The sequence below is a fragment of the Pseudomonas sp. AC252 genome (assembly GCF_979258105.1).
In genome coordinates this window covers 3580789-3605368 of record NZ_OZ409837.1, presented here as the reverse complement: position 1 = coordinate 3605368, position 24580 = coordinate 3580789, and the positions used below count along the sequence as shown (strand labels likewise).

Sequence of the window (24580 nt, the reverse complement as noted above, 5' to 3'; positions counted from 1 at the left end):
CGAACAAACACTATTCATGCCATTTATCAGACTTTGGCGTCGAACAATACATGACTTGCATTGGCGAGGCTGTCGGCCAGTTTGAGGGCTTCGGCGGAAGGAATCTGTCGAACGACTTCACCCGTCTCGCTCGCGATCACCTTGACGATGACCTTGCCGGAATGCTCGTCGATCGAGAACTCCAGATTGCGCTTGATCGACTGGACGAACTTTTCGATCTCTTGCACCGCCAGTTTCAACTTGGCGCCGTCCGCATCCTGATCCTTGGCAGCGACCGGTGCTTCAGTCTTTTGGACTTTAGGCAGCTCTGACGGTTTGTCAGCAACCGGTGTCACTGGCTTGGGAGCCGGATAAGACACGTTAAGCTTTACGCTCATGTCCATGCCCATCACCTCTTAACGTAAAAAAGCGAGAGAGCACGACAAGCGCACTCCCCGCTTAAACTCGATCCGAATTACTGAAGCAGCTTCAGTACAGCGGAAGGCAGTTGGTTGGCTTGAGCCAGTACGGAGGTCGAAGCTTGCTGCAGAGTCTGCTGCTTGGTCAGGTTAGCAGTTTCAGCGGCGAAGTCGGTGTCCTGTACACGACCCTGAGCAGCGGTGGTGTTTTCGGTGATGTTCTGCAAGTTCTGGATGGTGCTGGTCAGACGGTTTTGCGAAGCACCCAGGCTGGCGCGGGTTGCACCGATGTTAGCGATAGCTGCGTCGATTGCAGTGATCGCGCTGTCGATGGCGACGGCAGCGTCAGAAGGGGTGGCGCCAGTCAGTACAACAGTGCCGCTGCCAACCGACAGGCTGACGGCGTCGAACTTGGAGCTCAGTACCAGGTCGATGTGGTTAGCCGAACCGGTGTTTGCGCCCACTTGCAGGGTCACAGTACCAGCCGAACCGTCCAGCAGGTTTTTGCCGTTCAGGTTGGTCGAAGCCGAGATACGGGTGATCTCGTCGGACATCTGAGCGAATTCAGCGTTGGTAGCGGTCTGGTCAGCAGTGCCGTTGGTACCGTTACGGGCTTTAACAGCCAGTTCACGCATACGCTGCAGGATGTCGGTAGTAGCTTGCAGAGCGCCTTCAGCGGTCTGGGCAACGGAGATACCGTCGTTGGCGTTCTGGATGGCCTGGGTGTTACCGCGGATCTGCGAAGACATACGGTTGGAGATCTGCAGGCCAGCGGCGTCGTCTTTGGCGCTGTTGATTTTCAGGCCGGAAGACAGGCGCTGCATCGAAGTGGACAGAGCGTCGGAAGCGCGGTTCAGGTTTTTCTGAACGTTCAACGATGTGGTGTTGGTGTTTACTGTTAAAGCCATGACGAATTCCTCGTTGGTTGGGTACTGCGGCTTCCGGCCCTGGCAACCGCCGGGTATGGCCTAGAGAACCTTCGTAATAGTTATCGTCGGGATTGCAGGTTGCTTGAGGGCTTTTTGAAAAAATTTTGCCATCACCACGCCACCCCCGAGAAAACAAAGACTTAGCAGCACATCCAGCGCGAAAAAATGACGTCATAAAACCGCCTGTAACGCAAAGCCGCGGGCCAGTGCTGCGCAGCGGTTCAGCGCCTGGCACTTTCCAGCAATTCGACCAGTTCGTATTCCATATAGTCAGCCAGGCCCAACCAGTTCTGGCGCTCCTGACAGTCGAGCATTTGCGTGAGCACCTGTGCCCACGCCTGCTGGATACCCACTGAGGCAGACGCCAGACATTGCTGGGCCTGTTCGAATACATCGACCATCGTCAGTGCCGCCTCAACGTCACGCCCAAGGCGAAACAACGCCGCACACTGACGACACTGATCCTGACATTGACTCAGCGCACTCATTGCACGAACTCCGGATTGAAAGCGGTCCCGGCAATCAATGCACCGGCGCGGCTGCTGTTGAGAAATTCGACCTTTGGATGCGCGGCGATATAACGCTCAAGCACACACAGATATCCGCGAAAATTCAGCTGAGTACTGACGCGCTGACCGTGGCCATCGCGCACCCAGTGCCTCGCCTGGGCCAGCGGCGGGCCCAGATCACCGTCGTCCCAACCGGCGTGGGTCTTGCTCATCGGGAAAGCGAAGTCAGCGCCAAACAGAGTGATTCGGCTCGCGCCCATTTTTACCGCGAGATCCACCGCCGGATGAATCACGCTGCCGCCGACGTGCAGCTCGCCGCGTGGATACTGTTTTTGCAGCTCGGCATAGATCGGGCTGGCCGAATAGCCGCCATAGCGCTTGCCCTTCCATGCCTTCAATACCTGCGGGTCGCTCATCGGCAGGTACACCAGCGTAATGCCGTCAGACGTCTCAAAGGGCAGATGCCGAAAGCCGATGCGCTGATCGATGCTAACCACCAGATCAGGCACGATGCCATGTTCGCGCAACGGTCGATAAGCGGTATCAACACAGATGAACAACGGCCGCTCAGCAAGCTGACGAATCGCCGCCAGACGTTCGAAATGCTGCTCCAGCGTCGGTCCGGTGGCGATTACGTAGATTTCACGTCCAGCGCAACTGCCGAACAGCTGCGCGACATCGTCATCGCCAAGCAACACCGGCAGACATTCCTGCAAGCGTTGCTGGATTTCTGGCGACTGCGGATCGAAATCACGATTGTTGAACGTCAGGTGCACTTCATTGATCAGCCGGTCGCGGATCTTCGCGTTGAAGTCATCGGCCAGCAGCATCTCGGCGGGCAAGGCAAAGAACGGCGTGAAGAAGTCCGGGTGATCACCCGCGTAAAACAGTTCGACACGGGGATCCTGCAGCCACTGGCGCTGATCGAGCAGTTGCAGCACCAGTGCGAACAGCGCGCCATTGAGAATGTGCACGTAGAGGCGCTCGAGCCCCGCACGTTCAAGAAGCACGCCGGGCAAGTCGCCCAGGCCGCTGCCATAGACATGGAGTTGCGGTTTTTCCGGCAGGCTTGCCGCCTGAAGCTGCGCCTCGTGCAGACGATCATGGCGACTGGTCAACTGAATGCCGTCAACGCTCAGCGTCGAGCCCAGCCCTTGCACGAGTTCGGCCTGTACGGACGCGCTGTCTTCAGCCATCAATCGCTCGAACAGCGCCGGCCAGCGCCGTTGCAACACCTCGGCATTGGCTTGGAAAAACTCGCTCATGGCGCCTCGCGCTCCTTCTCGGGCAAAAAAATAGCGTTCAAGGTTAACCTTGAACGCTATTTTTGTATCAGTGCTTTTTGCTCGGGCTTACGGACGATAGATGATCGCCGAGCCCCACGAAAGACCGACACCAAAACCGCTCAGTGCAACGCGCTGCCAGTCGGAATCAAGCACGTGTTTTTCCAGCAGCAGCGGAATGCTCGACGACACGGTGTTGCCGGTTTCGACCATGTCCTTGATGAACTTCTCCGGTTCGCCTTCAAAGCGTCGCGCCACGGCATCGACGATCGCCGCACTGCCCTGGTGAATGCAGAATGCGTCGATGTCATCGGCCTTGAGATTGGAATCGTCGAGCAACTCGTGCAAGTGTGCCGGCACTTTCAGCAATGCGAAGTTGAACACCTGACGACCGTTCATGAAGAACACCCCGTTGCTCACTTTCAAGTGCGGTGCGCCGGAACCGTCGGTGCCGAACTTGGCCTTGCCCAGTGCCCAGGTCGGGTGTTCGCCCATCCACGTTGCCGTGGCGGCATCGCCAAACAGCATGGTGGTGTTGCGGTCTTCCGGGTCAACGATTTTCGAGTACGGGTCAGCAGTGATCAGCAGGCCGTTCTTCAGGCCGGCGGCTTCCATGAAGCCTTTGATCGCGTAGATGCCGTAGACGTAACCGGAGCAGCCCAGGGAAATGTCGAACGCCGCGACGTTGGTCGGCAGGCCCAGTTTGTCCTGAACGATGGCAGCGGTGTGCGGCAGACCTTCTTCGTCACCATTCTGGGTGACGACAATCAGCGCATCGATCGATTCACGCTTCAGTTCAGGGTTGCTGGCAAACAGCGCATTGGCCGCTTCCACGCACAGGTCGGAGGTTTCCTGCTCAGCGTCTTTGCGCGGCAGGAACGCCGAACCGATCTTGCCAAGGATGAATTCTTCATCCTTCTCGAATTTTGCACCTTGTGCGTAATTGTCCACGCCGGCTACAGGAACGTAGCTCGCAATGCTTTTTATGCCAATCATTACGGCTTCCCAATAAAAAACAGCCCAAAACCACCGCTCGCAAGGATTCGAGGGGCGCCGACAAACAGAAAACGGCCGCCACAACGGGCAGCCACGGGAAGCGCAAAGGGCTATCACTGGAACCGCAAAACGGGCCAGGCGCCATCTCCCCGGTCAATACAATACAGTGAAGATGCGCGTTATGACTCGCAGGTCACGCTATTTTGCCGAATCGATGGCAGATTGGCCTATTCGACCAGCGACCAGTCCAGCGGCGTACCGCGCTTGATCGCGGTGCGCGCACGGCGTCCGAGGACGGCTTCGGTGTGCTTGGGCGGCAGACCGAGACCTGGGCGAATGGCGCGCAGATTATCCCCGGTAAAGGCCTCACCGGCGGCCATGTCAGCAGTGACATACAGCGAGCGGCGATAGACCAGCGACTTGCGCTCGGCCTCGGTCGGGCCGTACTGAACATGTCCCATCGCCTGCCAGGCACGCTCGGTTTCGACGACCAGACTGGCCAGCTCCGCCGGTTCCAGAGAAAAACTCGCGTCAACACCGCCGGCCGAACGGTCGAGGGTGAAGTGCTTTTCCACCACGGTCGCGCCCAGCGCCACCGCTGCCACCGACACGCCCACACCCATCGAATGATCCGACAGCCCCACCTCGCAACCAAACAGCTCGCGCAGATGCGGGATCGTGCGCACGTTGCTGTTGAGGGGCGTGGCCGGATAGGTGCTGGTGCACTTGAGCAACACCAGATCCTTGCACCCGGCCTCGCGTGCGGCACGCACGGTTTCATCCAGTTCGGCGATGCTGGCCATGCCGGTGGAGATGATCAGCGGTTTACCGGTCGCCGCCACTCGACGGATCAACGGCAGATCAGTGTTTTCAAAACTGGCAATCTTGTACGCCGGCACTTCAAGGCTTTCGAGAAAATCAACCGCGCTGTCATCGAACGGTGTCGAGAACGCGAGCATCCCCAACGCCTTGGCCCGAGCAAAAATCGGCGCGTGCCACTCCCACGGTGTGTGAGCTTTTTCGTAGAGATCGTAGAGCGACGTACCGGCCCACAGACTGCCCGGATCCTTGATGAAGAATTCGCCTTCAGCCAGATCCAGGGTCATGGTCTCGGCAGTGTAGGTTTGCAGCTTCAAGGCATGCGCCCCGGCCTTGGCTGCCGCCTCAACGATTTGCAGGGCGACGTCGAGGGACTGGTTATGGTTGCCGCTCATTTCGGCAATGATGAACGGCGGCGCATCGGCACCGATGGTGTGGTGGCCAATCTTGAAACTAGACATGCGGGTGATCCTTCAAAACACGGCTGAACGCACAGGTTTCCTGGGTGAACCCGGCGTCGCGAAAGACTTTCAATGAGGACTGATTGGCGGGCATGACCCGCGCAGTGATGCGCGTCAATTGCGGCCAGTGCGCAGCGACAAATGCTTCGCCACGGCTGAGCACTGCCCTGCCCCAACCGAGGCCGAAACGCCCCTCCAGCAGATAGATCGACACTTCGGCTTGGAACCCGCGCAAGTCGTAGCGCAGCACCCCGACCGGGCCGTCGTCCGCCTCGGCAATCAACAGCAGCCGCTGAGGGTTGCGCAAACTGGCCGTCAACCAGTTCAGATGCTGCGCCCAATCGATCACGCCGGTTTCCAGCGACCAGCGCCGTACCGCTTCGGCATTACGCCCATCGAACAGCAACTGCGCATCGTCCAGCGTCGCCGGGCGCAGTTTCAGCACCGCACCGGCCAGCGCCGCCGCCACACGCTCAGCACCGCGGCCATCGACCAGTTGCCGCGAGCGCTCGGCGAGGCTGCGGCGTAGAAAATGATTGTTCACGACGAATCCGACCGCATCACGCAACTGCTCGACGCTGACCTGCTCGCGAGCCCCCATGAACACATGCGCACCGGCAGCGGCCATGACTTCGCCGTTGGCCTGCTGATTGTTCGCCACGGCGATGCAGAGGGTCGGCAAACCCAGCGCAGCGCGCTCCCAACTCGTGCCGCCGCCAGCGCCGATGAACAGGTCGGCTTCAGTCATGCGCTGATGGAAATCGCTGACGAAACTGTGCAGGCGCCAGTTCGGTCGCATCTCGGCCAACGCTTGCATCTGCGTCCACGCCGGGTTGTCGGCGCCAGCGACGAAGTCCACCTGCAACTCAGTGAAATCCGCCAACGCCAACATCGCGTGATGAGTCTGCCTCGCCGCGTCGAAACCGCCGAAATTGACCAGCACGCGCCGCGCCTTCGGCTTGATCTCGATCGCTTCGCAGTTGAATTCATCGCGCAACATGGCGTAGCGCGGGCCGAGCAAGGTCCGACAGCCTGGCGGCAGCAGCGGCGCGTAGTTTTCGCTAAGACCGGACAGGTTCTGATTGAGCAGCAGATCGACGCTGTAGCGCCGCGTGGCCAGATCATCCACGGCGGCGATTCGATGCGCCCAGCGCCGGGCAGCGGTTTGCCAGTGATGATCGAGGCCATAATGGTCGACGATGATCCAGTCGAACGGTGCCTGCCCGTCCAGCAGCTGGTCCAGTGCATCAATGTCGAACTGCCACGGCAACATCGATTCGATGGCCTGCAGCGGGTCTTCATCACGATAGCGCTCGGGCAGCGCGAAGGTCTCGAAGCCCTCGGCATTCAGGGCTTCGAGTCGATGCCCCGGCAAACGCCGACAGGCAAATGCGACATGACTGCCCTGCCCGCGCAACACCCGCGCCAATGTCAGACAGCGGGCGATATGGCCGCTGCCAATGGTCGGCGAAGCGTCGGCACGAATCAGCACCCTCATTGCAGCTCTCCGCCGGCCTTGAGCGCGGCGTACAAGTATTCGGCGCGTTGCCAGTCCTCGGGAGTGTCGATGTCCTGGACCAGATGACGCGGCAGGATCACCGGCAGGCTGGCTGGCGAATACAGCACATCACCGCGCAACCACGCCTCGCTGCGCCCCCAATAAAACTGCCCGGCGTCCTGAAACGCCTCGGGCAAGTCCTGCGAGCGAGTATTGCGAAACTCGGGATACAACGCCGTCAATGCGCCGTCCCCGTCGACTGTCAGTGCACGCTGTACCGGAAACGCGAAATCGCAGACCGAGAACGCAAATGATCGATGCGGATGCTGCTCCAGCAACTCCAAACCCTGACGCAGGTAACGTGCCTGCAACAGCGGTGCAGTGGCGTAAATGCAGCAAGCGAAATCGAAGCTCGGCAGTTGCTTCAGAGCATGCACGATGACCGCCGCAGTGCCAGTGTAATCATCGGCAAGTTCCGCCGGACGCATAAACGGAACTTGAGCACCGTGCGCCAGTGCCAGTTCGGCAATTTCGGCATCGTCGGTGCTGACCACGACCTGCTCGAACAAACCTGATTCCAGCGCTGTGCCGATCGAGCGGACAATCATCGGCACGCCCTCGAACGGCAAGAGATTCTTGCGCGGGATACGCTTGCTGCCGCCACGGGCAGGGATGATTGCGACGTTGCTCAAGGGCGTTTTTCCAACAGGAACCAGGTGATGTCATCGGCCGGAAATTGCCGATCACGGTGATAGACGAAGCCATAGTCGAGCAGTTGCAAATCGGCATAGCGATCAAGCATTTCCCCGGCAAAATCGCGCTTGAACAGCTTGCCGCTGTTACCGCGGTAAGCAATTTCCATCGGCGCCGGATTGTAGTACTCGGCGATCAGGATGTAGCGCTGGCTCAGCTCGTACATCTGCGCATAGGCGCGCGGCAACAGCTCGGGAGCCAGATGGATCAGCACGCCTTTGCTCAATGTCAGATCGTAGCGGCGCTCGACAGGAAAATCGAACAACGAGCCGTGCCAGATTTGCGCGATGTCCAGCGCCTGCGCCTGCGCGCACGCGCTTTCGTTGATCTCGACACCGAACAGTTCGCAACGCGGCAATAACTGACGCAATGCCTGCAAATTGTTGCCGGCGTTGGTACCCAGCTCCAGCAGACTGTCGACGCGACCCGCGCGGCTCAGCGCTTTGGCGAAAAACCCTAGATTGCCCGCCACCAGCGCCTGGCCGACATTGCGCTCAACGTAATGGTTGCCGAACTCACCCTGCCAGAATCTTTCCTGCTCGCTCAGATCGCGCATACACAGTCTCGTCTACCGCCGCAGCGGTCATCGTTCGGTCAGTCGGCGCAGTTGCTCGACTACATGATCCTGCTGCTCATCAGTCAGCAAGGGGAACAGCGGCAAGCTGATCGCCTCGCCGTAATAGCGCTCGGCCTCGGGAAAATCACCCTCGGCAAACCCCAGATCCCGATAGTAAGGCTGCAAATGCACGGGAATGTAGTGCAGATTCACGCCAATACCGGCGGCGCGCAAACCTTCGAAGACCTGACGATGACTGAGGCTGATGCGCTCGGTCTGCAAGCGAATCACATACAAGTGCCAGGCCGACTCCGCCTCTTCCTGCGGGCTTGGCAACGTCAGCGGCAAATACGCCAGCAAGCGATCATAGCGCGCCGCCAGTTCACGGCGCCGGGCGACAAACTCATCCAGTTTGCCCAGCTGTGACAGTCCCAGCGCCGCTTGAAGATCGGTGATCCGGTAATTGAAGCCCAGCTCGACTTGCTGGTAATACCACGCCCCGTGGCTCGGCTCGGTCATGTGCTCGGGATCGCGGGTCATGCCGTGGCTGCGCAGGCGTCGCAGACGTTCGGCCAGCGCCGGGCGATTGGTCAGGATCATGCCGCCCTCGGCGCTGGTGATGATCTTCACCGGGTGAAAACTGAACACCGTCATTGCCGCAAATTCGCCACAACCGACCGGGCGCCCGGCGTAGCTGGCGCCCACGGCGTGCGAAGCGTCTTCGATCACGGTGAAGTGGTAGCGCTCCGCCAGTTCGGCGATACGCCGCATATCGCAGCTCTGCCCGGAGAACGCGACGGCGACGAGGACTTTGGGCAGCGTGCCGTCACGTTCGGCCTGTTCGAGCTTCGCTTCAAGGGCAAAGGCGTCGAGGTTCCAGGTCAGCGGATCGATATCGACAAAATCAACCTCTGCGCCGCAATAGCGTCCGCAATTGGCTGAGGCGAGAAAGGTGTTCGGCGAGGTCCACAAGCGATCGCCCGGGCCCAGGTCAGCGGCCAGACAAGCAATGTGCAGCGCCGCCGTGGCATTGCACACCGCCACGCCGAAATCCGCTTGGCAGCGCTCAGCCATGGCCTGCTCGAAGCGTTCAATGGTCGGCCCCTGGGTCAGCCAGTCCGACTGCAAAACTTCGACCACCGCGTCGATGTCCGCCTGATCAAGGCTCTGCCGACCGTAAGGGATCATACCGACAGCTTCGCGTGCAGATCGGCGATCTGCCCCACTGAAAGGAAATGCGGGTTGGTATCCGAGCGATACTCGAAATCCTCGTCCACGGCACGGCCACGTTCACCGAGTTTATCGACGGCGAAATCGACGTCGACGCTGGTAAAACGAATCGACGGCTGAATCGTGTAATGGTCGTCAAACTCAAGGGTCATCCGCGCATCGTCCAGCGGCACCATCAGTTCGTGCAGCTTCTCACCGGGACGAATGCCGACGTTCTTGTGCGGCAGATGCTCGGCCATGCCGCGCGCCAGATCAACGATGCGGATCGACGGGATCTTCGGCACGAACACTTCGCCGCCATGCATGCGGGCGAAGCTGTCGAGGACGAACTGCACGCCATGATCAAGGGTGATCCAGAATCGGGTCATGCGCTCGTCGGTGATCGGCAATTCTTGCGCGCCGTCAGCGATCAGCTTGCTGAAGAACGGCACCACCGAGCCGCGCGAGCCAGCGACGTTGCCGTAGCGCACCACGGCGAAACGGGTCTGCTGCTCGCCGGCAATGTTGTTGGCGGCGACGAACAATTTGTCCGAAAGCAGCTTGGTCGCGCCGTACAGATTGATCGGGCTGGCCGCCTTGTCGGTGGACAGCGCCACGACTTTTTTCACACCGTTGTCGATGGCGGCGGCGATGATGTTCTCCGCGCCATTGACGTTGGTGCGGATGCATTCGGTCGGGTTGTATTCCGCCGCCGGCACCTGCTTCAACGCCGCAGCATGGACGACATAATCGATGCCGCGCATCGCTTGGCGCAAGCGCTCGGCGTCACGCACGTCACCGATGAAATAACGCATGCACGGTGCATTGAACGTCTGCTGCATTTCGTATTGCTTGAGCTCGTCGCGGGAGAACACCACCACGCGCTTGGGCTGGTATTGCTCCAGCAAGCGGCGAATGAAGTTGCGACCGAACGAGCCGGTGCCGCCAGAGATGAAGATCGATTGTCCGTTGAACATGTTGTGGTTCCTGTCCGGCCTGCTCAGGCGAGCAACTGCGCCCAATTGATCGAGGCGTTTTCGCCCAGAGTGAAACCTTTGCCGCTCAAGGCCAGGTTGGCGTTGTACGCCGGATCCTGGGCAAAGGCGTCGGGCCATTTTTCACGCAATGCCGCCAATGCCGCTGGCGCCTGTGGCAGCTCGCCGGTGTGCAGCACCTGCACCAGTGGCGTCCACACGGTGAGGTAACCGGCCTGACCGGCCTTCAGGCACAGATCGACATCGGCATAGCCGTCAGCGAAGGTCGCTTCGTCGAGGCCGCCAAGGGCATTGAACAGCTCTTTGCCAACCATCAGGCAAACCCTGGAGACGGCCGAATAATTCTGCTCGACAACCAGCCGCTGCATGTAGCCCTCGGCCTTGTGTTGCTCGCCGATGAAAGGCGAACCCACGCCTTCGTTCAGACCAAGAATCAGACCGGCATTGGCGACTTTGCCATCACGATCGACGAGTTTGGCGCCGACGATGCCGACTTCAGGACGCTGGGCATGGTTGAGCAGCGAATCGATCCAGTTCGGATTGACCACTTCGCTGTCCGCGGCCAGCAGCACCAGGTATTCACCCTGCGCCTGTTCGCTGGCGGCGTTGTACAACGCGACTTCGCTCAGCGGCTGGTCGGCACGCAACACGTTGACCTTGGCGTGGCGCAGCGTTCCCAGCCAGTCGTTGACCGCTGCCGACTGCTTGCCGTTGGCTGCCAACAGCACTTCGTAGCGGCTGTATCGGGTTTTGAGCAGCACACCTTCAAGGCAGCGGCGCAGCGCTGGCAAATCATCGATGACCGGCACAATGATCGAAACCAGTGGCTGCTCAGTGTGGCGATAATCGATCTGCCAGGTGCCCGGCGCCGCCGAAGTGACTTTGGCCTTGTAGCCGCGATTGCCCAAGTGACGCAGCAACGCCTGACGCTCGTGGGCGTTTTCTTCCAGAGGCGCCTGCTCGGTGATCAGCAGCGGCTCGTCGAGATGCGCGAGACCGTCAAGTCCGCCCTGTTCGATGATGCGCAGCAACAGATCGAATTCCAGCGCCTTGCTGAAGTCGGCCTGATAACCGCCAGCGTCAAGCAGCACCTGGCGACGGATCAACCAATGCCGCGCCATCAGCGACGGCACGCTTTGCAGCAGATCCAGGTTGAAACCGGGGCGGAATACGTCGACCAGTGCGCCGTTTTCCTTGCGCTGGATTTCATCGGTGGCGACCGCACGCACACTCTCGGCACCCATCAGTTCAAGGCTGGCGCGCAACAGGCCGCTAGCGGTGAACTCATCACCGGCCTGAGCCAACATCAACCAGTCGCTTGGCGACTGCTGAGCGCTCTGGTTGAGCTTGTCGACGAGATTGCCGGGCGTGACACGGACAAAGTGCAGGGTGTTCTGCGCAGTGGTCGCTGCCGGCGCTTCACCAGTGGTGAACACGACAATCCTGAACGCTTTGCAGTGCCCCTCGACCAGGCTGTCGAGCGACACCTGCAACTTGTCGATGTCGTTGTCCAGATCAAGCAGGAAGATACCGAACTGCTGACCACCACCTTCGGCAGCCACGTGTTGGCTGATCGACTCGAGCTGCTCGATGGCAGGCGCACGTGCAGCCAGCCAGTGCAACAAACGTCCCGATTGCATCTTGTCGAACGTGACCAGATGATCGTCGACAGTCAGCGCCTCGAGGCGGGCGACCCATTCATGCATGGCTTGCGCCGCCGTCTCGTCACCGAGCACTTGCAGCTGCGCAGCCAGACGCTTGGCAACCACCTGGTTGAACGCATTCAGATCATGCGCCTGCCACAACCGGTCGACCACGCTCTCCGGCGTATCGTTATTGCGCGCCTGGAGCAGATGCGCCTGACGCGTCCATCTGCCTTCCAGCCCCTCCAACTGAAGGCGACCCGCCGGCAGGGTGTGCATCATGAATTCAAACTGTTCCAGAAGGTCGAAAAACGCCTGGTTGTAGAACGGCATCTCAACGTACTGCAGTGGGCCGAAACGCCGATCAGGCCGCCGCAATTGCTGATTCCAGGTCGACTCGAAAATCAACTCGGCAGTCAGCGCCCGGCGGACCGCCAGACTCTCGGCCATCGCCGCAAAGCTCTCCAGAACAAATGCCTTGGCCTGCCCGGCATCGAGGTTCTGGATACCGGTCGGCAGCGAGACGAGGAATTCGGCAAACGCCTCTCGTTCGGCGACCGACTTGCCATCAACATAGGTCAACGAGTGATACACGTCGGTATTGTGTTCGGAAACGCCGTAGTTGATCTCGCGTACCACATAGGGAATCGGCAGGATCCGTGCCTTGGCGCTCGCCAGCAGGAAATACACATGCCCGATTTCCTGCCATTGGAAATTGGTCCCCGGCGGCAATGACGAGTGCCAGGTTTTCATCAGGTCAGTACGGGTCACCGCATAAAACGGCGGGATGTACTGACTCATGTAGTCAATGACGCGATCCTGCGCCCGCTCGGACGAATAGTCTTCCTGAACCTTCTTGTCGCGGCGGTAGTAGTTCACGCCATCGGCCTTCGCCAGGTACATCAGGCAATAGCCGTGGCACATGCCATAGTCACGATTGGCCTGAAGAAAGCCGACAGACTCGCAGAGCGAATCGAACACGATGAAATCGTCATCCGCCGCCAGCACCATGTATGGCGTGCTCAGTTGCTCGACGCCATAGGCCAGTTTGGCCTGCATCCCCCAGTAGGCGAATTGCGGTACATGATGATAATCGACGGCGGAAAAATCGCCTTCCGGACGTTCCGGCGTGGAATCGAGCACCATGATTCGGCAGGGCAAGCTGCTGTAATACTTCACCGCACGGCGCAGGAACGCCGGCCGATTGTGAGTAATCAGCACCACCGTCAACAACTCGTTGAGCGGTAGCGTCAGTTCAGAACTGTACTTGCCTTGCATAACTTCTCTCCACAACCGGCGACTCGCCGAAACAACGCTGGGTAATGTTGCGAATTAACGAACGCGGCGCAGATAACCGTCCGGCGCCACGGTGATCAGCAGTTTGTTCTGCATCTGCCGATCGATCTCGAAATCCTTGTTCTCTTCCAGGTATTTCCACACGGCGGTTTTCGGGTTATCGCCATGACCCCACGGGCGATCCGGAAAAAGTCCGCCGGCATGTCTTCAACCACGGTGTCCATCACCACGCAGTAGCTGCCCACCGAAACCAGCGGCGCGTACAAGCGCAGCTCCTCGAGTACGTGGTCGTGGGTATGGTTGGAATCGAGGACCAGAATCACTTTCTTGCCCTCGGCAATCGCACGGACTTTCTGCGCGGTCGCCTCGTCGATACTCGAACCTTCGATCATCTGGATGCGCTTGGCCATCGGGTGGCTTTCGATGGCTTCACGGTTGTGCGGGCGAATATCGAGGTCGATACCCAGCACTTCGCCGTGGCCTTGCAGCTCCAGCAACGAGGCGTAGTAAATGATCGAACCGCCGTGAGCGATGCCGCATTCGATCACCAGGTCCGGTTTGACCTGCCAGATGATCTCTTGCATGGCCATCATGTCTTGCGGCAACTGGATGATCGGACGGCCCATCCAGGAGAAGTGGTAGCTGTATTTATGGCGGGCCGATTCGTTGAAGAAATCCCGGGCCAGTGCTACCACTTTCTGATCATCACCCTGGCGCGCGATCTCTTGTTGGCATTCGGCTTCGAAGGCTTTATGGATGTTGTTTTCGGTCATCTTAATAATCTCAAGGGTCACTGAAACGAAGCGCTGTCGACGGCGTGATAGACGTAGCGTGCGCCAGTCATCCGCTTGATTTCTTCGAGGTAGTTGGAATTCATCACAAACAGATGGGCGCCTGCAGGCAGAGCATCCATGGCCTCTTGCGGCGAGGACACTCGCACGCCACTGAGGGGCAAGTAACGGCCCTGCTTGGCCGGGTTGATGTCAACGACGCGATCTACCGCCACACCGGCGCGCTGCAAGGCCAATGAATAAATCACGCCCTTGGACGAAGCGCCCCAGATGGCCGAGCCCTGTGCCGGCGCGGATTGAATGATCTGCACGGCGCGATCAAGACTGGCGGTGAAGGTGGTCGACAGCGTCAGCAACGACGGCGTCTCGACCGGCGCCCGTTGCAGCGTCGAGAGATCGGCAACGATGTACAGATATTGGCCACCGAACAGATGCCCGGCCTCGAGCACGGTGCCGAACATTGCGCGCAAGTCGGCGAGACGGAAGTAATTGACGTGCTCATAGAACACGTCGAACCAGGCATTGTGCTCGACGATCCAGTCAAAGCACGGCACTTCGATATAAATCTGCCCGCCCTGATTGGCTGCAGCCATTTGCGCGAGAAATGCCAACGGATCGCTGATGTGCTCCAACACATGGCGCAACACAATCGCATCCGCTTCCAACCCCAGCTCGCGGGTGAACGGTGCCTTGATCACGTCAGGATTGTCACCTTCATACGAAGGGTCGATCCCGGTAATGGCGTAATCTTTGCCCCGCAGCATCTCAAGGAAATAACCTTTGCCGCAGCCGACCTCAATCAGGGTCTGGCCCTTGAAGTGCCGTGCGAGGATCGCTTCGACGGCATTGAGGTGCGCCTGAAACTGCACCGAGTGCGCCTGTTCGTTCTGATAGTCGGCGTCATAGCTCAGCTTGTCGGCATCGAAGGCCTGGTTGAAGATCAACCCGGTTTGGCTGTCCTGTACCAGAACAATGTCTGCCGCCCCTGAGGTCCGCGCCTCTTCGGCGCTGGTAAACGTGCGGTTCTGCAATACCGGCAGTCCGGTCGCGCGATAAAGCTCATGCAGCATGTTCTTGCCCCTTCAGTTGCGAGATTCGCTGAGCATCACCCCAGAACGCCATGGGCTCATGGGCGGAATAACCGTAATGGCCCAGGTTCAACTTGATCGTTGACTGGCGTTCGCGGACACGCTGTTCAACCAGCGCGCGTACGGAAATCGCCTGGCCGCTGCAGCAGTTGGTGACGCCGTCGACATCAGGCCGGCCGATCAACGAAGCCAATTGCGCGGCCGCCTCGGTAATCTGCAGATAATCACGCAGCTGGTCGCCCATCGACATATTGAACTGCGCCTCACCGCCATCGATGGCGCGGTCGAGGCTGGCCAGCAGGCTGTTGCTGTTCTGCCCTTCGCCATAAAGGTAAAACAACCGCGCCCATTGCAGGGTGAACGCCTGCTCGCGCTGCAATGCTTCAAGGAACAGGCGCAAGGTGTGCTTGGCCAGACCGTAAGGCGTGCAAGGCTGGGGCAAGACCGACTCGGCCAACCGGCCGCTTTGCAAGCCGTATTCAAAGCAAGTCCCGGTGACCAGCACCTGGCTCACCCCTGCCACGACCGCACGCTTGAGAAACGCGTAATCGGCCGGCAGGTTGCGTTCGAAATGAAACAGCGCCTGATAGTTAGGCAAGCCGCTCCAGGCCAGATGCGCGACGACATCCACGCCATCAACCAAGCGCTCGACATCAAGGTCTGGCGCATGCAGATCGGCGGCGACAAATTCCACCTGCGCGAACCACGGCAAACTGCGAGCAGAGTCGAGCGTGCGCGAAACCGCACGCACTTTGAAGCCTTTGGAAAGCAAAGCGCCGACCAAGTGGCGACCGACGAAGCCGGTGGCGCCAGTGACCAGCACAGTGGTGGTGGTCGCCGTCAAAGCTCGACTCCCTGAAACTGTTTGTCGAGCAGCGGATGCCTGGAATCCTTGGCTGACAAATTCTTGACGGGCAGCGGCCATGAGATCGCGAGTGCCGGATCAATGGCCGACAAACCCGCTTCATGCTCCGGTGCGTAATCGGCATCGGTGAGGTACAGCACTTCCGATTCATCGGTCAGTGACTGGAAGCCGTGGGCAAAACCGGCAGGAATCAAAAAACTGAGGCCATCATCGGCGCGCAGTTCTTGCGCATGCCACTGCAAATACGTTGGCGATTGCGGCCGCAGGTCGACCGCCACATCCCAGACCGCGCCGCGCACACAAGTGATCAGCTTGGATTCGGCATAACCGGCTTTCTGAAAATGCAGACCGCGTACGCTACCTTGGCCCAACGTGCGCGAATGATTGATCTGGCGGATCGCAAAAGGACGTCCCTGGACGGTCAGACGACTCTGGCAGAACAGCCGGGCGAACCGCCCGCGCTCATCGCAGAAGACTTTCTGCTCAATGAGGTACAGGCCCTCCAATGGCGTTTTCTGCAGGGTGTAATCGCTCATGAACGCTCTCTGTACAGATTCAATTGGTTCAAGGTAACGGCGCGCATGTCATCGCCGTGTTGCCACGCCAGATGCCAGCCGAGGGTCTGCGTCAGGCATTGTTCCAGCGTCCAGCGCGGCTTCCATCCAAGCCCCTGCCGCGCGCGGCTGCTGTCCAGACGCAGCAGACCGGCTTCATGCAACTCGCTCGGCTCGATGCGCAGACCACGGGCCTGCGGCCAGCGGTTGGCAAGCAGTTCGACCACTTCACCGACGCTGCACATGTCGGCCTCACCAGGGCCGAAGTTCCACGCACCGGCGTATTCCGGGCCGTACTCGTAGAGAGCAGCAGCCAGTTGCAGATATCCGGCCAGCGGCTCCAGCGCGTGCTGCCACGGGCGCACCGCTTGCGGGTAACGCAGGGTCACTGGCTCGTCGGCGGTCCAGGCTTTCAATACGTCGGGAATCAGACGTTCCGGGGCGAAGTCGCCGCCGCCCAGCACATTGCCGGCGCGTGCGGTAGCCAAGGCCAGACCGTGTTCGGCATGTTTGTCCGCCGGGAAGAACGACGCGGCGTAGGACTGCGCGAGCAATTCGCAGCAGGCCTTGCTGCTGCTGTAAGGATCGTGGCCACCGAGGGCTTCGTCTTCGCGGTACGGCCACAGCCATTCCTTGTTGGCGTAGACCTTGTCGGTGGTCACCAGCACACAGGCGCGCACGCCGCCAACCTGACGAATCGCTTCGAGCAGGTTCAGCGTACCCATGACATTGCTTGAATAGGTGCCGAGTGGATCGCGATAGCCCTCGCGCACCAGAGGCTGGGCCGCCAGATGCAGGACTATTTCCGGCTCGGTCTCGGCGATGATTTCCAGCAAGGCGCCGAGGTCACGCAGATCGCCGCGTTGATCGTTGATGCCCTCGTGTACACGCGCCAGTTGGAACAGGCTCGGCTCGGTGGACGGATCCAAAGAAAAACCGCTGACTTGCGCACCAAGGCTTTGCAGCCACAGGGTCAGCCAGCTGCCTTTGAAACCGGTGTGCCCGGTAACGAGAACGCGTTTGCCACGCCAGAAATCCGCACTCAGGCCCATTGCTTCCATGGGGCCTCCCCGCTCTGCCACAGCGCTTCGAGATGGTTCTTGTCACGCAGGGTGTCCATCGGCTGCCAGAAGCCCGAATGTTCGTAGGCATGCAGCTGTTCCAACTCAGCCAGTTGCATCAACGGCTCGGCTTCCCAACTGGTCGCATCGCCGGCGATGTAAGGCAGCACCTGCGGTGACAGGACGAAAAAACCGCCATTGATCCAGCCGCCGTCACCTCGCGGCTTCTCGGTAAAGCCCATGACTTGGTGGCCGGTGCGTTGCAACGCACCGTAACGGCCTGGAGGCTGCACGGCCGTAACGGTCGCGAGCTTGCCGTGCGCTTCATGAAAACGGATCAGAGCGCCGATATCGATATCCGAGACGCCGTCGCCGTAGGTAAAACAAAAGGCTTTCTCGTCCTTGAGATAAGGCGCAGTGCGCAAGAGCCGGCCACCGGTCATGGTTTCTTCGCCGGTGTCGACCAGCGTGACGCTCCACGGCTCGCTGTAATTCTGGTGCACCTCCATGCGGTTCTCGCGCATGTTGAAGGTCACGTCGGAGGTGTGCAGGAAATAGTTGGCGAAGAAGTCCTTGATCGCATAGCCCTTGTAGCCCAGTGCAGATGACGAAGTCGTGGATTCCATGGGCGGAATACTGCTTCATGATGTGCCAGAGAATTGGCTTGCCGCCGATCTCGATCATCGGCTTGGGCTTGAGGTGCGACTCTTCACTGATCCGCGTGCCGAGGCCACCCGCCAAAATTACTGCCTTCATCGTCTCCCCTCTTGTTCTTCACCGGGCTGCGCATGGCTTCGTTGAGCGTTGCGGACCTTGCGGCGACACCTTTTGCCGTTCCGGGCGCAAGTGCAATGACCGCAAGCGCTCGTTTTATGGCGATTTGAGGGGGACTTGCAGGAAACGCGCCAGCTCAGAGTCGAGGCGGTGGGGAACGGGGATGAGGATTTTGATTGGGGGCCTATCCGTTATTGCGGGTGCTGCCGCTGGCGGTTTCGCTCTTACAGCAACACCCGCAGAAACGGATATTCACCCAAACCCCGAGAGTCTGGTCGGCCCAAAGGTCGCCAAGCCCAAAAACAAAAAAGGGATGAATCCAAAGACCCATCCCTTACTTCAACGATGCGCAAAAACTACCCGAACAGCGCAAACCCGTCACCACCCACCGGCAGCTCATACATCTGACCATCGGCCGTCTGAACATGCTCGATGGTCGCAAACCCCGCATACCAGTCCACCAGCCGCACACCGTTGTCCGGCACGCCACTGCTATCATCATTGGCACTGTGCAGATAAATGTCATCGCCCACACGGGTCACGCTCAACTGACTGGCGTCAGCGATCGTGTTCAGAATCAGCGTGTCGTTGGCATCCAGCCCTTCATCCTTGATGGTCACCAAGGCAGACGTGTCCACCACATAGGTATCATCGCCCTGCTCGCCAAACCCGCTGCCGCCCAGGCCCGACGGGCCGGCGCCGTTGAAGATCAACACGTCGTTGCCCTGCCCACCATAGGCCACGCCTCGCCCGAGGGTAATGTTGTCATTGCCTTCATCGCCACTGACCCAGGTAAACAGACCATCGCGCGCAGCTATGATGACGTCATCGCCCGAGCCACCGAACAAGGTGTCGGACTGCCCGGCTGCATCGAGACCGGACGCCAGACCGCCGTAGATGTGATCGTTGCCATCGCCACCCTGAATCTGATCGTCACCACCACCGCCTTCAAGGACGTTGTCGCCCCACTCACCTTCCAGAACATCATTGAACTGGCTGCCGCGCAGGCCTTCGATATCGATGTAGACGTCATGGAAGGCGATACCGCTCTGCGTGCCCCATTTCAGCGAGGCGCTCAAGCCTTCAGCGCTGTCGTCATAGCTGACGATGTCGAGGCCCGCACCACCTTCAAAGTTATCGGCCCCCGCCCCGCCCAGCAGCACATCATTCCCGGTCCCGGAAACGATCGTGTTGTCCCCGTCATTGCCGTAACCGGTGAAATCGCTGCTGCCGGTATAGGTCAACCGCTCAACGAACGCACTCAGCCTCAACTCGGACAGGCTGGTGTACACATGATCGGTACCACCCATGAAGCTGTCGTCTTCTTCGACAGTCACGCCGGTGCTGTTGATCGTATAAACGTCATCACCGATACCACCAGCCACCTTCACACCACTGGCATTGACGACAAAACGATCGGCGCCTGAGGTACCGATAACCTCTTCCACGTTGAGCAGTGTGTCACCAGCGAGGTTGCTGCCATTGCCGATCACGACATTGGCTACGTCGAAGGCGTAGCGGTAATTCACAGTGTCGTAGCCCTGCGCACCATCGATACTCATCGAGTCCTTGTGACGATAAATCACATCATCGAAGCCCGAGCCCTGAAGCGCCTCGATGCCGGTGAACATATCGCCATAGGCGATGGTCAGGCCGTCGTAGTTGGCGAAGTCTTCGACTCGCACCCCTTCAAGGCTGTCGCTGTAGCTGACGGTGTCGTAACCGTCTCCCCCGAAGAAATGATCGGCACCATCACCACCCCACAGCCAGTCGTTACCGGCACCCGCGATGATCTCGTTGTCGGTGTCGCTGCCGTAAGCCTTGAAATCACCGGTACCCGTGAAGGTCAGCTTCTCGACGAAGCCAGCCATCTTGATGCTGTTGAGGCTGGTGCGCAGTTCGTCATAGCCACCCCAGTCTTCCTCGACGATGGTCACGTCTTCGGCGCTGACGATGTAGACATCGTCACCGCTGCTGCCTTCCAGCGTGACGCCGGCTACCGAACTGGTGAACGTATCGTTGGAAAACGTCCCGACGATCTTCTCAACGGACACCAGCGTATCGAGCTTGCCGTCGGGGCCGGCGACGGTACGTGTACCGTCGGCCAGTTCGACGTTGATTCCAGAGGTTATTGCGTAGTAACTCGCGGTGTCGAAGCCGTCCCCGCCATCGAGCTCATCCGATCCTGTACTTGCCAGCAGGACATCATCCGCCTCCAGTCCATAGAGTTGGTCATTGCTGTCGGTGCCCAGCAGGACATCCGCTTCACTCGTTCCATTCACAATTGTCATTACATCTTCCTTGCGTGGTTGTTGAAACCGGATCTGTCAGTGCGGGCGTTGCCTGTCCGGAGCGCATTCCCTCGCTGATCGACTCAAACAAATCAATGAACCTGTGAAAAAGGCGACCCGAGAGATCGCCTTTCAATGAAGCCTTGCGGGCAATTCAATCCGCCAGCCAGCCATACTCCCAATGGCGCAAGTTATCGCCGCGCAGAACATAGTCTCGCAGCACCACTTCACGCAATTCATCGCCCATGCGATAGCTGGCATCCGGATCAGCCAGATGCATGCGGATCGCTTGCAGCCACTCATCAGTCGTGTTGGTCTTGACCCGCGTGCACGGCAAGTAGCCGCGATAGGCCTCGGTATCGGTGCAGACCACCGGAAAACCGCAGGCGCCATACTCGAGCAGCCGCAGATTGCTCTTGCAGTCGTTGAAGATGTGGAACTCCAGCGGTGCCAGCGCCAGATCGAGGTTCAGGCTGGCCAGTTTTGCCGGATAGACATCCAGCGGGATCACTCCGTGAAACTCATGCATGTACGGCAGCAAATCATCCGGGCACATGCCGAAGAAAACCCAGTCCACTTCGTTGGCCAATTCACGCACCACGTCGGCGATCACGGCCAGATCGCCGTGGTGACTGGTCCCGCCCCCCAGCCGACACGGGGCTTTTTCGAGGTGCGACGCTGGCTGCGCAGGTGTCCCCACAAGTCCTGAGCCAACATGTTCGGCACCACGCGTATGTCGTGGTGCATGTCCGACAGCGCGTTGGCCAGCGGCGCGGTTGAAACGACCACGCGATCGCACAGGCCGATCGCTCGGCGCACCATTCGCTCCATGTCCGACTTGCCCGGCATGTTGCGGATATGTGCATTGCGATGGGGAACGTCGATGACATAGTCGTCGAGTTCGAAAATCCGTCGGGCATTGAAGAACTTCTTCAGCGGCGGGATCTCATCAATGGCGTGCTCTGAGTAGCGCCCCTGCAGGACAATCACATCGGGCGCCTGCCGCTGGATATCGATGATCGACGGCAAGCCGTAACAGATGCGCCCTTCCACGCGGTTGGCCGCTTCCAGTTCGATCATCGGCTGGCTCATGCGATAGTGACCGATGGCAGAAGCGTTGATCGGAACCGCGAGCACGTTCGGCAGTTGCGCCTTGGAGAACGCGCTCCAGCCAGTACGCAGGCCCGGTTCAAGGCTGAAGTTGCTGGCGCCAACGCCCTGCAACGTCAGGTTGACGTTATAGGCCGGGTCGCGCGCAACCAGTGGCAGCCAGCGTTGATAGAAGGTGTCCTTCTCCTCGGCGTGCTGCGCTTGCTCTTGCTCCGTCGCCGCGATAACCGGCTGCGTACCCACCGCCAGCACGGCGTGCGGGTTCATCACCACCAGATAACCGTCGCGGCCAATGCGCAGGCACAGATCCACGACACTGAGCGTTTGCTTGAAATCCTGCTCATCAAGACCGCCGGCCGCTTCGAATACCGATTTGCGAATCATCAGGCAGTCGCCACCGACCGCGCTCAGATCATGCACAGCTTGCAGTCGGTGCATATACCCGTCCGACTGCATCGGCTGGCCGTAGAACGGCAGTCCCGCCGGCCCATTCAGCCCCAGGATGAGACCGGCGTGCAGCACGCCACCGTCCGGGTTGAACAGCTTGGCGCCCACCACCCCGACTTCAGGGCGTTGTGCATGATTGAGCAGCTCATCGAGCCAGTCGGCCTGGGTGATTACCGCAAAGGCGTTAAGCATCAGCACGTACTCACCGCGCGCCTGGCGCGCGGCGAAGTTGTGCACAGCGGCGGCATCGCCCTTTTGCGCATACCGCAGCACGCGAATCCGGTCGCTGCCCAACTGCGCCATGCCGTCCAGCCAGGCCAGCGCTTCGGCGCTTTCGCTGCCGTTGTCGACCAGGAGCAATTCGTACTCGGTGTAGGCGGTTTTCTCCAGCAGCGTTTCGACACAACGCTGCAAGGCGGCAGTCTGGTCCTGAGTGACGATGATCACCGACACCAGAGGGCGCTGCGCGTGACGGTAGTCGACACAATTGAGCAGCCCGTTCTGGCGGATTTCATGAGCAATGCCGAGGCGCTGCAGGTGCGCCTCGAGAATTCGCGGACTTTGCTCCACCACGCCAGGCTCGGTGAGCCATTGCGACAGGTCGAATTTCGACTCCAGCAACACCTCGGCGATATGACCGACAACCTGCAGGCCATCGCTTTCGACCATCCGCCAGAGCATGTCGTGTGGCGCCAGTTCGGCGAACGTTGGCGCAAATCCACCGAGGACGAGGAAGCGTTCACGCTGGAATGCCAGCGCTCGGCCGACGTACGGATAACTGCGCATGAGGTCGAGGTTGAAGTCCGGTTTGAACGCCGGTTCCGCCGATTCACCGTCGCGCACGCTGCCTTCATCACTGTACAGACACGTCAGCGACCGCGAATGCGCGATGCGATCGGCCATCACCAGCAACGCCGGTGCCACCGGGCGATCTCCCGGTTGCAGCAGATAGAACCAGTCGGCGCCTTCGAGTTGCGGCAACAGCGCATTGATCTGCTCCAGACCGTCATCCTGCAACGGCATGTGGAACACCCGATCCTGCAACACTGCTTCGGTACAGGCTACGGACAGTACCAGCACCAGCTCCGGTGGGTAGTCCTGTGCAGCGAGCGCTTGCAGGGTGCGCTCGAGACCGTCGCGGCTACCCTGTGCATCGATGATGATCGGCACGATCCTCGGCTGCTGCGGCCAGCCAGCAAGGGTTTCCGGCAGCCATTGGCGCTGCGTATCGGTCAGCACCCGACACGCCAGCCACTGCGCATAGAGCTCGCCGAAACTGAAGCTGTCGACACCCACGCCCAGTTCCTGGCGGCTTTGCTTGGTACCAAGGGTACGGCTAAGCGGCAGTTCTTCCCAAACGCGAGGCGACTCGTCGGCCCTGGTCAGTTGCACGTAGCGAACCCAGCCCTTGGCGGGCGCCGACTCGCCGCTGCGTACTTTGAGCATTTGCGAAAGCCACTCGCGTTCAACCTCGGCAGCATCCTTCATCGGTTGCTGCGCGCTTAGGCGCTCAGGGTAAAGTCGCTCGGCGCTCAGGACATTGTTCGACGTCACCATGTTGCCGCGCCGCAACAGACACACGTACAAGGCAAAATCCAGGGTCGCGACGAAGCATGCACCTGCTTCAGTCAGAGCGGGCAACAGTTCGGCGACATCGGCACGCCGGAACAACGCACTGCTGAAACCGCCGAGGACATTGACCGGGAATTTTTCGAAAATGCTCAGCACATCGTCGCCTTTGAGCAAGGCGCTCACAGGTGATAGCGAGCTGTTTTCCAAACGGGCCGGCAGAATGATGTCGTTGGCGTCCCACAGCAGCCGCTGAGCGATCACCAGACTGACTTCTTCGCGCTGTAACTCATGGGCTTGCTGTTCGATACAGGCCGAATACAGCAGGTCATCGTCACACAGGAATTTGATGAATTCGCCGCGCGCCTGTTCGAGGCAGGCTTTCAGATTGCCCACCAGCCCCAGCGTCTGTGGATTGCGAACGTAGCGCACCTGGGCCCCGGTTTGCTCCATGATCAGGCTGACGATGTCCTTGATCTCGTCACCACGACTGTCATCGCACACGACGATGTCGAGATTGCTGTAAGTCTGGCTGACGGCACTGTTCAGCGTGCGCTCGAAAAAGCGCGGATTGAACGCAGGGATGGCAATGCTGACGAGAGGAAGTGAATTCACGGCGGGCTCACAGGCGGTACGAGCCCGCTCGCAAAAACGAGCCCTTGATACCGCAAAAAATCATTAACAG

At 59.7% G+C, this 24580-nt stretch carries 18 protein-coding genes and 3 pseudogenes; all 21 read right to left on the bottom strand.

The features are described 5' to 3' along the window. Positions 1–26 precede the first annotated feature (26 nt). Positions 27–383, bottom strand: a complete 357-nt coding sequence (locus ACZZZ4_RS16420) for a flagellar protein FlaG (protein ID WP_039761159.1) — start codon at positions 381–383, stop codon at positions 27–29. Between the two features lie 71 nt (positions 384–454). Further along, the gene (locus ACZZZ4_RS16415; RefSeq protein ID WP_039761157.1) at positions 455–1306 is read right to left on the bottom strand and encodes a flagellin domain-containing protein; all 852 of its coding nucleotides are present in this window, start codon (positions 1304–1306) and stop codon (positions 455–457) included. A 242-nt stretch (positions 1307–1548) separates the two neighbouring features. Continuing rightward, positions 1549–1815, bottom strand: a complete 267-nt coding sequence (locus ACZZZ4_RS16410) for a hypothetical protein (protein ID WP_024012098.1) — start codon at positions 1813–1815, stop codon at positions 1549–1551. Next, positions 1812–3101, bottom strand: a complete 1290-nt coding sequence (locus tag ACZZZ4_RS16405) for a motility associated factor glycosyltransferase family protein (protein WP_463548240.1) — start codon at positions 3099–3101, stop codon at positions 1812–1814. Before ACZZZ4_RS16405 ends, ACZZZ4_RS16410 begins: the two co-directional genes overlap by 4 nt. A gap of 87 nt (positions 3102–3188) precedes the next feature. Next, positions 3189–4115, bottom strand: a complete 927-nt coding sequence (locus ACZZZ4_RS16400) for a ketoacyl-ACP synthase III (protein ID WP_039761155.1) — start codon at positions 4113–4115, stop codon at positions 3189–3191. A 227-nt stretch (positions 4116–4342) separates the two neighbouring features. Continuing rightward, entirely contained in the window at positions 4343–5395 is a 1053-nt protein-coding gene (gene pseI, locus ACZZZ4_RS16395) for a pseudaminic acid synthase (protein WP_463548239.1), read from the bottom strand. Further along, positions 5388–6893, bottom strand: a complete 1506-nt coding sequence (gene pseG / locus ACZZZ4_RS16390; RefSeq protein ID WP_463548238.1) for a UDP-2,4-diacetamido-2,4,6-trideoxy-beta-L-altropyranose hydrolase — start codon at positions 6891–6893, stop codon at positions 5388–5390. The genes pseI and pseG overlap by 8 nt, the downstream gene beginning before the upstream one ends. Next, a complete protein-coding gene (pseF, locus tag ACZZZ4_RS16385; RefSeq protein ID WP_039761149.1) occupies positions 6890–7585 on the bottom strand; it encodes a pseudaminic acid cytidylyltransferase in 696 nt (231 codons plus the stop codon). The genes pseG and pseF overlap by 4 nt, the downstream gene beginning before the upstream one ends. Further along, positions 7582–8202 carry a pseudaminic acid biosynthesis-associated methylase gene (locus ACZZZ4_RS16380; RefSeq protein ID WP_122611588.1) on the bottom strand — a complete coding sequence of 207 codons (621 nt, stop codon included), beginning with the start codon at positions 8200–8202 and terminating at the stop codon, positions 7582–7584. The genes pseF and ACZZZ4_RS16380 overlap by 4 nt, the downstream gene beginning before the upstream one ends. 27 nt (positions 8203–8229) lie before the next feature. Continuing rightward, on the bottom strand, positions 8230–9390 hold the full coding sequence (gene pseC, locus ACZZZ4_RS16375) for a UDP-4-amino-4,6-dideoxy-N-acetyl-beta-L-altrosamine transaminase (RefSeq protein ID WP_463548237.1): 1161 nt from the start codon (positions 9388–9390) through the stop codon (positions 8230–8232). Next, positions 9387–10388: a UDP-N-acetylglucosamine 4,6-dehydratase (inverting) gene (gene pseB, locus ACZZZ4_RS16370; RefSeq protein WP_110645058.1), complete on the bottom strand. Its 1002-nt coding sequence runs from the start codon at positions 10386–10388 to the stop codon at positions 9387–9389. Before pseB ends, pseC begins: the two co-directional genes overlap by 4 nt. A 23-nt stretch (positions 10389–10411) precedes the next feature. Beyond that, positions 10412–13327, bottom strand: coding sequence for a glycosyltransferase family 2 protein (locus tag ACZZZ4_RS16365; protein WP_463548236.1), 2916 nt, complete (start codon positions 13325–13327; stop codon positions 10412–10414). A 54-nt stretch (positions 13328–13381) separates the two neighbouring features. Further along, a pseudogene (locus tag ACZZZ4_RS16360) lies at positions 13382–14118 on the bottom strand (cephalosporin hydroxylase family protein). 17 nt (positions 14119–14135) lie between these two features. Continuing rightward, the gene (locus ACZZZ4_RS16355; protein WP_463548235.1) at positions 14136–15206 is read right to left on the bottom strand and encodes a class I SAM-dependent methyltransferase; all 1071 of its coding nucleotides are present in this window, start codon (positions 15204–15206) and stop codon (positions 14136–14138) included. Further along, positions 15196–16068, bottom strand: coding sequence for an NAD-dependent epimerase/dehydratase family protein (locus ACZZZ4_RS16350; RefSeq protein ID WP_463548234.1), 873 nt, complete (start codon positions 16066–16068; stop codon positions 15196–15198). Before ACZZZ4_RS16350 ends, ACZZZ4_RS16355 begins: the two co-directional genes overlap by 11 nt. After that, on the bottom strand, positions 16065–16625 hold the full coding sequence (gene rfbC / locus ACZZZ4_RS16345; protein WP_129999016.1) for a dTDP-4-dehydrorhamnose 3,5-epimerase: 561 nt from the start codon (positions 16623–16625) through the stop codon (positions 16065–16067). The genes ACZZZ4_RS16350 and rfbC overlap by 4 nt, the downstream gene beginning before the upstream one ends. Next, a complete protein-coding gene (gene rfbG / locus ACZZZ4_RS16340; protein ID WP_463548233.1) occupies positions 16622–17704 on the bottom strand; it encodes a CDP-glucose 4,6-dehydratase in 1083 nt (360 codons plus the stop codon). The genes rfbC and rfbG overlap by 4 nt, the downstream gene beginning before the upstream one ends. Next, a complete protein-coding gene (rfbF, locus tag ACZZZ4_RS16335; protein WP_463548232.1) occupies positions 17686–18330 on the bottom strand; it encodes a glucose-1-phosphate cytidylyltransferase in 645 nt (214 codons plus the stop codon). The genes rfbG and rfbF overlap by 19 nt, the downstream gene beginning before the upstream one ends. Beyond that, positions 18269–18460 (bottom strand): annotated as a pseudogene (locus ACZZZ4_RS16330) (sugar phosphate nucleotidyltransferase); the annotation flags it as partial. The gene rfbF and the pseudogene ACZZZ4_RS16330, both read right to left, overlap by 62 nt. Positions 18461–18834: 374 nt before the next feature. Continuing rightward, complete coding sequence (locus tag ACZZZ4_RS16325) at positions 18835–20769, bottom strand: calcium-binding protein (protein WP_463548231.1); 1935 nt, start codon at positions 20767–20769, stop codon at positions 18835–18837. Positions 20770–20923: 154 nt separating this feature from the next. After that, positions 20924–24510, bottom strand: a pseudogene (locus ACZZZ4_RS16320) (glycosyltransferase). Positions 24511–24580 lie beyond the last annotated feature (70 nt).

What these genes read in the sequence shown, in the direction of transcription:
- ACZZZ4_RS16365 (WP_463548236.1), bottom strand. Translation starts at nt 13,327, where the DNA reads ATGCAAGGCAAGTACAGTTCTGAACTGACGCTACCGCTCAACGAGTTG.
- pseI (WP_463548239.1), bottom strand. Translation starts at nt 5,395, where the DNA reads ATGTCTAGTTTCAAGATTGGCCACCACACCATCGGTGCCGATGCGCCG.
- pseB (WP_110645058.1), bottom strand. Translation starts at nt 10,388, where the DNA reads ATGTTCAACGGACAATCGATCTTCATCTCTGGCGGCACCGGCTCGTTC.
- rfbG (WP_463548233.1), bottom strand. Translation starts at nt 17,704, where the DNA reads ATGGAAGCAATGGGCCTGAGTGCGGATTTCTGGCGTGGCAAACGCGTT.
- ACZZZ4_RS16355 (WP_463548235.1), bottom strand. Translation starts at nt 15,206, where the DNA reads ATGCTGCATGAGCTTTATCGCGCGACCGGACTGCCGGTATTGCAGAAC.
- ACZZZ4_RS16415 (WP_039761157.1), bottom strand. Translation starts at nt 1,306, where the DNA reads ATGGCTTTAACAGTAAACACCAACACCACATCGTTGAACGTTCAGAAA.
- pseG (WP_463548238.1), bottom strand. Translation starts at nt 6,893, where the DNA reads ATGAGGGTGCTGATTCGTGCCGACGCTTCGCCGACCATTGGCAGCGGC.
- pseC (WP_463548237.1), bottom strand. Translation starts at nt 9,390, where the DNA reads ATGATCCCTTACGGTCGGCAGAGCCTTGATCAGGCGGACATCGACGCG.
- ACZZZ4_RS16400 (WP_039761155.1), bottom strand. Translation starts at nt 4,115, where the DNA reads ATGATTGGCATAAAAAGCATTGCGAGCTACGTTCCTGTAGCCGGCGTG.
- ACZZZ4_RS16420 (WP_039761159.1), bottom strand. Translation starts at nt 383, where the DNA reads ATGGACATGAGCGTAAAGCTTAACGTGTCTTATCCGGCTCCCAAGCCA.
- ACZZZ4_RS16325 (WP_463548231.1), bottom strand. Translation starts at nt 20,769, where the DNA reads ATGACAATTGTGAATGGAACGAGTGAAGCGGATGTCCTGCTGGGCACC.
- ACZZZ4_RS16380 (WP_122611588.1), bottom strand. Translation starts at nt 8,202, where the DNA reads ATGCGCGATCTGAGCGAGCAGGAAAGATTCTGGCAGGGTGAGTTCGGC.
- ACZZZ4_RS16405 (WP_463548240.1), bottom strand. Translation starts at nt 3,101, where the DNA reads ATGAGCGAGTTTTTCCAAGCCAATGCCGAGGTGTTGCAACGGCGCTGG.
- rfbC (WP_129999016.1), bottom strand. Translation starts at nt 16,625, where the DNA reads ATGAGCGATTACACCCTGCAGAAAACGCCATTGGAGGGCCTGTACCTC.
- rfbF (WP_463548232.1), bottom strand. Translation starts at nt 18,330, where the DNA reads ATGGAATCCACGACTTCGTCATCTGCACTGGGCTACAAGGGCTATGCG.
- ACZZZ4_RS16410 (WP_024012098.1), bottom strand. Translation starts at nt 1,815, where the DNA reads ATGAGTGCGCTGAGTCAATGTCAGGATCAGTGTCGTCAGTGTGCGGCG.